Consider the following 8710-nt stretch of genomic DNA (forward strand, 5'->3'; position numbering starts at 1 on the left):
CCGAAGCCGCGCAACCATCGTCATTGGTGCACCTCGGAAACCCCGATCGCCGGAGATGCCATGGCCCTTGACACCCGTCAAGTTGCGGCATCGTAAAGTCGGCGCATGCAGATTCGGGAGCACGCCGAGGCTCATCCCGCCAAGCCCGCCGTCATCCTGCATCCGTCCGGCACGCAGGTCACTTTCGCCGAGCTCGAGGCGAGGGCCAACCGCCTTGCCCATTTCTTTCGCGAGCACGGTCTGCGCGAGGGCGATGCCGTCGCCGTGCTGATGGAGAACAACGAGCACTTCCACATCGTCATGTGGGCGGCGCGCCGCTGCGGCCAGTACTACGTGCCGATCAACACCCACCTGACCGCGACCGAGGTGGCGTACATCATCGATAACAGCAGCGCCGCAGCCATTGTCGGATCGGCAGGACTCCGGAAGACGTGTGAAAACCTTGCCGATCACACGATGCCCGATTTGCGAATCATCGCCGACGACGATCTGGACGGCTGGCACCGCTATCCCGAATGCGTTGCCGATCAGCCGGATACGGCCATCGATGACGAGATCGAGGGCGACCTGCTGCAGTACTCGTCGGGCACAACCGGTCGGCCGAAAGGCATCAAACGCGAGCTGCCGCATGTGCCGCCCGCCGAGGCTCCTGGACTGATGTCGGCACTGGTCGAGTTCTGGATGAACCCCAACGCGATCTATCTGAGCCCGGCGCCGCTCTACCACACCGCGCCGTCGGTCTGGTCGATGAGCGCTCAGGCCGGCGGCATCACCACCGTGGTGATGGAGAAGTTCGACCCCGAGGGCTGTCTCGACGCCATCCAGCGTTATCGAGTCACGCACGGCCAGTTCGTACCGGCGATGTTCACCCGCATGCTGAAATTGCCTGAGTCAGTTCGTAATTCCTACGACGTGTCCAGCTTGCAGCGGGTGATGCACGCGGCGGCGCCGTGCCCGGTCGAGATCAAGAAGCAGATGATGGACTGGTGGGGTCCGATAGTCGATGAGTACTACGCCTCGTCCGAAGCGCACGGGTCGACGCTGATCACGGCCGACGAGTGGTTGGCCCGCCCGGGATCAGTGGGCAGGCCGATGGCCGGCGCGGTGCACATCCTCGATGCGGACGGCAAGGAGTTGTCATCGGGTCAGGCCGGCGAGGTCTACTTCGAGGGCGGCTTCGACTTCGAGTACCTCAACGACCCGGACAAGACCGCCAAGTCACGCGACAAGCACGGCTGGAAAACCGTGGGCGACATCGGCTATCTCGACGAGGATGGCTACCTCTATCTGACCGACCGCCGTCACCACATGATCATCTCCGGCGGGGTGAACATCTACCCCCAGGAGGCGGAGAACATGCTGGTGACCCATCCGAAGGTGATGGACGCGGCGGTGTTCGGCATCCCCGACGACGAGATGGGCCAAGCAGTCAAGGGCGTCGTGCAAACGGTCGATCCGGCCGACGGCACCGAAGAATTCGCGGATGAGCTGCTGGCATGGTTGCGAGACCGCCTGGCGCACTACAAATGTCCGCGCTCGATCTCTTTTGAGGCCCAACTGCCGCGTACCGACACCGGCAAGCTGTACAAGCAGGAGCTGGTGAGCAAGTACTCCTGAGGAGGTGGGTCAGCATCTGGCTCAGGACAACCTCGCTGGCTACCCGCGAATTGTCATCGTGCGCCGACTGCCCGCCGCCACGACGTCAGGTCGCCCCACTCGTCCGGTTCGTCGGGCGGGTGCTCGTCGTACACAACGTAGCTCGCGTCATTTTCGGCGGACCGATGACGACTCATTCCACAAATATGCCACGCCCAGGGGCCTACGGAACCCCTTCGTTATTGACCTTCCCGAGAGCGTGGTGTAGTCCCAATCAAGGACAGCTCGAACCTAGCCATCTCAGCGGGGGAGGCCCTCATGGCCGGCAGTACAGAGACTGAACCAGTTCGAGACGCCGAGGCCTACCCACTGGGGACAAGCCGTCCGCCGCTCGGAGTCGGCGATCTGCCCGAGCCGGAGGAGGTTTTCAAGGTCTCCCGGCTGGGGCCATGGCAGATCATCCAGTTCGTCGTCGGGCCCAGCCTGATCGCCCTGGGCATCTCGATCGGCAGCGGGGAGTGGCTGCTCGGGCCGCAGGCCATCGGCGCGTACGGCTTCGTCGGCGTCGGCTGGGTGATCACGGTGTCCGCGATTCTGCAGACCTTCTACAACGTGGAGGTCTCGCGGTACGTGGTGGCGACCGGGGAGGTCCCGATCGTGGGGTGGGGCCGGGTTCCGCCCGGCTGGAAGTTTTGGATCCCGTTCTCGCTGATCGTCTTCTTCTTCGCGTTCATCTTCGGCGGATGGGCGGCCAGCGCCGGACAGAGCCTGTTCGCGTTGATCGCCGGACGGGTACACGAGGACGACGAGCTCGAGTACACCCGGCTGCTGGCGATCGGCCTGCTGTTCATGGTCTTCCTGATCTGCGTGCTGGCTCGCAAGATCTCTCGTGCGCTCGAGTTGAGCAACTGGATCATCATCGGCGCCCTGCTGGTGGTCCTGATTGTCGTCGATATCGCCATCGTGCCGCCGTCCGTGTGGTGGGAAGGAATCCGCGGCCTGCTCACCCCGGCGGCCCCGCCGGAGGGCATCACCGCGACCACCCTCGGCGGTCTCGCGGGGTTCACCGCCCTCGCTTCCGGCCTGAACTGGTATGCCATGTCCCACTACCGGGACAAGGGTTACGGCATGGGACACCGAGTGGGCTACATCGCCGGGATGCGTGGAGAGCGGCGGGAGCTGCTCGCGGTCGGGGTGACCTTCCGGGACACGCCGGAGAACGCCGCCCTATGGAAGCGCTGGATGCGGCTGTTGCACATCGACCAATGGGTGGTGTTTTTCTGCGGCGCGATGATCGGGATGCTGCTGCCCACGATCCTGATGTCGCACATCGTCGCCACCAGCGGCGAAAAGCCGACGACGGGCAACGTGCCGACGTTCGCGGCCGAGAAGCTGGGCGACCAGTACGGATCGGGCCTGTTCTACGTGATGCTCGTGGTCGGCGTGCTCATTCTGTTCTCCACGCAGCTGGGCATTTTCGAGGCGCTCGTGCGCAACTTCACCGACGCCGCGCACGCGACGAGTCCGCGGTTGCGCCGGCTGCTCGAGGGTGATCCGCGCCGGTTCTACTACCCGTTCATGTTGGTCGTGCTCGTGGTGATCGCCATCATGATCCACCTGGCCACACCTGTGCGGCTGGTGCAGATCTCGGCGAACATGTCGAACCTCGGCGCGCTGATGTTCCCCTTCATGTTGATGTATCTGAACTCGAAGCTGCCCAAACCGGCCCGACCGCGGTTGTGGCACTACGTGATCCTGGTGCTGAACTTCCTGTTCTTCGGGTTCTTCTTCGTCAACTTCGTCTACGAGCTGGTGAGCGGTAGCGCGCTGGTGAAGTTCTGACGTTGTCCGGCCAATCCTCGGGTGGCCCGTACTTCGACGAGCTCGAGGTCGGCCAGGTCTTCGATCGGGCGCCGTCGATGACGTTGACGGCCGGCGCCGCCGCCGTTCACCAATCGATCATCGGCGATCGACTCCGACTGGCGCTGGACGCCGAGCTTGCCCTGGCGGTCACCGGGTCGACCGGTGCGCTGGCGCATCCGGGACTGGTCTGCGATGTCGCGATTGGGCAGAGCACGCTGGTTACCCGGCGGGTTAAGGCCAATCTGTTCTACCGCGGGCTGATGTTCCACCGGTTCCCGGTGATCGGCGACACCGTGTTCACCCGCACCGAGGTGGTCGGCCTGCGGCAGAACGCAGCCAAGGCCGGGCGTGCGCGGACCGGGCTTGCGGCGCTGCGGATGACGACGATTGACCAGATCGGCCGACTGGTGCTCGACTTTCACCGCTGCGCCATGATCCCGCTGCGCGACGGCGCCGCCGACACCGGCCATGCCCACGACATGTCCACAATCGGCACCGACGAAGTGCCGGTACCCGACCCGACCGCCGACTGGGATGCCGACGCGTACCGGGCTAAAGTACCGGGCACGCACTTTGATTCCGGCATCGCCGGCTCGCTGTTGCACAGCACCGCCGACGTAGTCAGCAGCGCCCCCGAACTGGCTCGGCTCACCTTGAACATCGCAGCGGTACACCATGACTCGCGTGTTGGCGGCCAACGCCTCGTCTACGGCGGACACACCATCGGACTCGCGCTCGCGCAGGCCAACCGTCTGCTACCGAACCTGGTCACGGTGTTGGGCTGGGACTCGTGCGATCACATCGGACCGGTGCACGAGGGCGAAACCCTCTACAGCGAACTGCATGTCGACGGTGCCGTGCCACTGCCCGACGGTCGCGGCGGGGTGCTGAAATTGCGGTCGTTGGTGTTTGCGGCCGGTGAGGGGGCCGAGGACCGGCAAGTGCTGGACTGGAGATTCACAGCGCTGCAGTTTTAGTCCGCTGCCGCGGCGAACGCCCGCCGAAGGGCCAAGCACTGGCTGTTGAAAAACGTCTGCGACACTTCGGCTTTCGGCACGAGGAGGTCGAAGACGTGGAAAGCGCCGTCGACCACTTCGACGGAACAGGGCACACCAGCCGCCTTCAGCCGCTCGGCGTAGGCCAGGTCCTCGTCGTGAAAGAGGTCGCGCGTGCCGACACCAATCCAGGCGGGCGGCAACCCTGCCAGATCATCGCGGCGTGCCGGAACCGCGACGGCCGGGTCGGCGTCGCCGAGGTAGGCCGACCAGCCAAACCGATTGCTGTTGAGGCTCCACAGGCGGTGGCCCGACGTGTCCATCCCGGACCTGTCCGAGGTTCGGTCGTCCAGCATGGGATAGGCCAGCACCTGCAGGACCGGCGTAATGTCGCCACGGTCGCGAGCCCAGAAGGCCAGCGCCGCCGTCAGACCGCCGCCCCCGCTGCCGCCGCCGATCGCGACGCGCTCCGATTCGACCGTCGGCAGTCCGGCCAGCCACGTCAGCACCGAATAGCAGTCCTCCAACGCCGCGGGGTAGGGATGTTCGGGTGCCAGCCGGTAGTCCAGCGCGGCGACGGTGATTCCGAGCGTGCGGGCGAACCTGCGACACAGCGCGTCGTCCTGACGAGCGGAACCCATGATGTATCCGCCGCCGTGAATCCACAGCATGGCGGGCGCAGGCGTGCGCACGCCGGCGGGCCGGTGCAGCCGGATGTCGATTCCCGACGGCAACGTGAGAGTCTCGACACCCGCGCCCTGACCACGGGCCGCAAGATCGGCCAGCATGCGGACGAGCGGCAGGGTCGAGCGTCGGATGGGTTCGCGCGGGAGGAACCGTGCGATGCGGCGCAGCTCGGGATGAAAGTCGGTGCTCGGCACTCGACCAGTATTACGTCAGGGGCAGCAGCTCGGATCAAGGACCGTGCACAGAGCAACGAGTGCGTCGCGACGAGGTCGGTGGTAGACGTTCATGCCGCGGCGCTCCGAGTCGACAAGGCCGGCGCGGCGGAGCTGGCTGAGGTGATGGCTGACCGTTGATTCGGACAGTTCGACGGCTTCTGCCAGGTCACGGCTGCACTCCTCGCCCCCGCTGAACAGCAGCGACATCAGCTTGACCCGGGCGGGATCGGCCAGTGCCTTGAGCCGTAGCGCCACTTCCAGCGCGGCGTCGTCGTCGATTGGGCCGGCAGCGACGGGCGCGCAGCACACCGGCGCGGACATGTCGACGAGGGGCAGTGCCTTGGGCATACCAGAATTCTGCCAGAGATGTTGACATATATCAAAAAGGTGCGCATACTCGGGACCGCAATAGTTCGATATATGTCACACAGGTATGGAGGTTCCATCATGTCCCGCGTCCAGCTCGCCCTTAACGTCGACGACCTCGACGAGGCGGTCGCGTTCTATTCAAAGCTGTTCAATGCGCAGCCCGCGAAGGTCAAGTCCGGCTACGCCAACTTCGCCATCGCCGAACCCCCGCTGAAGCTGGTCCTGATCGAGAATCCCGGTCGCGGCGCCAGCCTCAACCACCTGGGCGTGGAAGTGGAGTCCAGTGACGAGGTGCATGAGGAGATCGCAAGGCTGTCGGGAGAGGGCCTGTTCACCGATGAGGAGATCGGCACCACGTGTTGCTTTGCCAAGCAGGACAAGGTCTGGGTGACCGGCCCCGCCGGCGAGAAGTGGGAGGTCTACACGGTGCTTGCGGACTCGGAAACCTTCGGCAACAGCCCCCAGCATCCCGACCCGGACGCCGAAGGTGCTGCCTGCTGCGGCGGTGCTCGCGACGAGAAGGCCACCGCCGAGGCCGCGTGCTGCTGACAGCCTGTTGCGGTCTGATTCGATATCCGTCAATATTGATGAATGTCGAAATCAGAGCTGCGGCTGACTGACGGCTGCGAGTTCGCACCCCTGGTGCGCGAACCCCTGTCGGATGAGGCGGCCGCCGAGCTGGCCACTACGCTCAAGGCGCTATCGGATCCGGTCCGGCTGCGGCTGCTCAGCGTGGTGGCCAGCCACACCGGCGGAGAGGCGTGTGTCTGCGACATCTCGGCGGGGATCGAGGTCAGCCAACCCACCATTTCGCATCACTTGAAGGTGCTGCGCACTGCTGGCCTCCTGGACAGTGAACGACGCGGCTCCTGGGTGTACTACCGCGTGATTCCTCAAGCTCTGGAACAGCTTTCGCAGCTTCTCGGGATCGGCAGTTTGGTGAGTCGACGTTGAGCACGGCGCCGCTACAGCGCCGGCTGTTGGCCGAGTTCGCCGGCACCGCCCTGCTGGTCGCCATTGTTGTCGGGTCCGGCATTGCTGCACAGCAACTGTCACCAGAGGATGTGGGATTGCAGCTGCTGGAGAACTCGATCGCGACTGCCCTTGGGTTGGCGGTGTTGATCCTGATGTTCGGGCCGATATCCGGAGCACACTTCAATCCCGTTGTGACGGGGGCGGACTGGCTGTTGGGCCGTAGCACCGGCACCGGTATCAGCACCAGGCATGTGGCCGCCTACTCGGTCGCCCAGATCGCCGGTGGCATTACCGGCGCCGCATTGGCCAACGCCATGTTCGACCGGCGGATCATCGAGATCGCCACCACGGAGCGGATGAGCGTGGGCCGTCTGATCGGTGAAGTGGTGGCGACCGCCGGGCTGGTCGCGCTGATCTTCGCACTTGCGCGCACTGGCCGCGCGGGGACGGCGGCGGCCGCGGTCGGTGCGTACATCGGAGCGGCGTACTGGTTCACCAGCTCGACGTCCTTCGCCAATCCCGCGGTGACGATCGGCCGCGTGTTCTCCGACACCTTCGCCGGCATATCCCCAACCTCCGCCCCGGGATTCATCGCCGCGCAGATCGTTGGCGGGCTGATCGGACTGGCACTCGTTGTGGCGCTCTACCCTGATGCCGCGCGCACAGCGGATGACGTCGTCGTTCCGCATTCACCGACCACCGATCGGCTACGGAGTTGGAGATGAGCGAAACGCCGACGAGACCGTCCGTGCTGTTCATGTGCACCCACAACGCGGGCCGCTCGCAGATGGCGATCGGTTTCTTCACCAACCTCGCAGGAGATCGCGCTGTCGCCTGGTCGGGTGGATCCGAACCCGCCGGCGAGATCAACCCCTCGGCAGTCTCGGCGATGGCCGAGGTCGGCATCGACATCACCGGTGAGTACCCCAAGCCGTGGACCGAAGAGATTATCAGGGCGGCCGACGTGGTTGTCGCGATGGGGTGCGACGACGCCTGCCCGATATTCCCCGGAAAGCGTTACGAGAACTGGGAATTGCCGGACCCCGCGGGTCAGAGCCTTGAGGCCGTTCGCCCCATCCGCGACGACATTGAACGGCGTGTCCGGCGACTGCTCGCCGAGCTGAACGTTGATGCGCGTTCCTAGGCCGCCGCGATCTACTCAACCTCTATCCAGCCTTGGTGTCGGCGGTCACTTCAGCAGCGGGTCACGCGGCAAGCCGAGAATGCGTTCGGCGATGGAGTTGCGGGTGATCTCCGAGGTTCCACCGGCGATCGTCATCGCCCTGCTACCCAGGTAACTGCGGATCAACTTCTGGTTCTGTCCGACGACGGCCGTCGACCCCGCCAGCGCGAGGCCCAACTCGGTGAGGTGCTGGCCGGATTCGGCGACCAGCAGCTTGGTCACATTGCCCTCCGGCCCAGGCTCGGCGCCCGCAATGGCGCGGCTGGCCCGGCGCAGGTTGAGCAGCCGCAACGTGTGTATTTCGGCGATCACCTCACCCGCTCGCCGCATGTGGTTGGCCGCCACATCGGCGGGGACGCTGTCGAGCAGCTTGACGAGATCGTCCGCGTTGAACCCGGGCGCGCCGCCCGACCCGCCGCCGATCGAGATCCGCTCGTTGCCGAGAGTGGCCCTGGCCACCAGCCAGCCCTTGTTCACATCGCCCACCACATCCTCATCCGGCACGAAGACGTCGTCGAAGAAGACCTCGTTGAAGTGGGCGTCGCCGGTGATCCCGCGCAGCGGATTGATAGTCACGCCAGGGGCGTTCATGTCGATCGCCATCATGGTGACGCCGGCGTGCTTGGGAGCGTCCGGGTCGGTGCGCACCGTGGCCAGCCCCCACTGACACTGGTGGGCGAGGCTGGTCCACACCTTCTGCCCGGTGACCCGCCAGCCGCCGTCGACCTTCTTGGCCGCCGTGCGCACCGCGGCGGCGTCGGAGCCGGCGCCCGGCTCGGAGAACAGCTGGCACCACATCACCTGGCCCCGCAGCACGGGTTCAACCC

9 protein-coding genes and 2 pseudogenes are annotated in these 8710 nt (G+C 65.3%); 7 read left to right on the plus strand and 4 right to left on the minus strand.

Annotated features, from left to right (window positions below; translation table 11 throughout):
* Nucleotides 1-105: 105 nt before the first annotated feature.
* Complete coding sequence (gene fadD4 / locus ACRDU5_RS06805; protein WP_526613725.1) at nucleotides 106-1617, plus strand: fatty-acid--CoA ligase FadD4; 1512 nt, start codon at nucleotides 106-108, stop codon at nucleotides 1615-1617.
* A 53-nt stretch (nucleotides 1618-1670) separates the two neighbouring features.
* Here the strand turns inward: fadD4 and ACRDU5_RS06810 are convergent.
* A pseudogene (locus tag ACRDU5_RS06810) lies at nucleotides 1671-1793 on the minus strand (type II toxin-antitoxin system antitoxin MazE5); the annotation flags it as partial.
* 121 nt (nucleotides 1794-1914) lie between these two features.
* Here ACRDU5_RS06810 and ACRDU5_RS06815 point away from each other — a divergent pair.
* Nucleotides 1915-3438: an Nramp family divalent metal transporter gene (locus ACRDU5_RS06815; RefSeq protein WP_526613726.1), complete on the plus strand. Its 1524-nt coding sequence runs from the start codon at nucleotides 1915-1917 to the stop codon at nucleotides 3436-3438.
* Nucleotides 3435-4436 (plus strand): MaoC family dehydratase, encoded by a 1002-nt coding sequence (locus tag ACRDU5_RS06820; RefSeq protein WP_526613736.1) that lies wholly within the window; start codon nucleotides 3435-3437, stop codon nucleotides 4434-4436. The genes ACRDU5_RS06815 and ACRDU5_RS06820 overlap by 4 nt, the downstream gene beginning before the upstream one ends.
* On the opposite strand, the gene ACRDU5_RS06825 is transcribed toward ACRDU5_RS06820, so the two are convergent.
* Nucleotides 4433-5335: an alpha/beta hydrolase gene (locus ACRDU5_RS06825; protein ID WP_526613727.1), complete on the minus strand. Its 903-nt coding sequence runs from the start codon at nucleotides 5333-5335 to the stop codon at nucleotides 4433-4435. The two genes, ACRDU5_RS06820 and ACRDU5_RS06825, sit on opposite strands and share 4 nt — an antisense overlap.
* A 15-nt stretch (nucleotides 5336-5350) precedes the next feature.
* Nucleotides 5351-5704 (minus strand): Rv2640c family ArsR-like transcriptional regulator, encoded by a 354-nt coding sequence (locus ACRDU5_RS06830; RefSeq protein ID WP_526613728.1) that lies wholly within the window; start codon nucleotides 5702-5704, stop codon nucleotides 5351-5353.
* 99 nt (nucleotides 5705-5803) lie between these two features.
* On the opposite strand from ACRDU5_RS06830, the gene ACRDU5_RS06835 reads away from it, so the two are divergent.
* The 4 genes and pseudogenes from ACRDU5_RS06835 to ACRDU5_RS06850 all read left to right on the plus strand — a co-directional run.
* On the plus strand, nucleotides 5804-6274 hold the full coding sequence (locus ACRDU5_RS06835; protein WP_526613729.1) for an ArsI/CadI family heavy metal resistance metalloenzyme: 471 nt from the start codon (nucleotides 5804-5806) through the stop codon (nucleotides 6272-6274).
* 42 nt (nucleotides 6275-6316) lie between these two features.
* Nucleotides 6317-6679 (plus strand): ArsR/SmtB family transcription factor, encoded by a 363-nt coding sequence (locus ACRDU5_RS06840; protein WP_526613730.1) that lies wholly within the window; start codon nucleotides 6317-6319, stop codon nucleotides 6677-6679.
* Entirely contained in the window at nucleotides 6676-7425 is a 750-nt protein-coding gene (locus ACRDU5_RS06845) for an aquaporin (protein ID WP_526613731.1), read from the plus strand. Before ACRDU5_RS06840 ends, ACRDU5_RS06845 begins: the two co-directional genes overlap by 4 nt.
* 14 nt (nucleotides 7426-7439) lie before the next feature.
* Nucleotides 7440-7844, plus strand: a pseudogene (locus tag ACRDU5_RS06850) (arsenate reductase ArsC); the annotation flags it as partial.
* A 45-nt stretch (nucleotides 7845-7889) separates the two neighbouring features.
* On the opposite strand, the gene ACRDU5_RS06855 reads toward ACRDU5_RS06850, so the two are convergent.
* Nucleotides 7890-8710, minus strand: an 821-nt coding sequence (locus tag ACRDU5_RS06855; protein WP_526613732.1) for an acyl-CoA dehydrogenase family protein, incomplete at its 5' end; no start/stop codon positions are given.

It is taken from the genome of Mycobacterium sp. (assembly GCF_050701515.1).
Classification (GTDB): domain Bacteria; phylum Actinomycetota; class Actinomycetes; order Mycobacteriales; family Mycobacteriaceae; genus Mycobacterium.

Coding starts and splice junctions, on each gene's coding strand:
- ACRDU5_RS06830 (WP_526613728.1), bottom strand. CDS start 5,704: ATGCCCAAGGCACTGCCCCTCGTCGACATGTCCGCGCCGGTGTGCTGC.
- ACRDU5_RS06840 (WP_526613730.1), top strand. CDS start 6,317: ATGTCGAAATCAGAGCTGCGGCTGACTGACGGCTGCGAGTTCGCACCC.
- ACRDU5_RS06835 (WP_526613729.1), top strand. CDS start 5,804: ATGTCCCGCGTCCAGCTCGCCCTTAACGTCGACGACCTCGACGAGGCG.
- ACRDU5_RS06815 (WP_526613726.1), top strand. CDS start 1,915: ATGGCCGGCAGTACAGAGACTGAACCAGTTCGAGACGCCGAGGCCTAC.
- fadD4 (WP_526613725.1), top strand. CDS start 106: ATGCAGATTCGGGAGCACGCCGAGGCTCATCCCGCCAAGCCCGCCGTC.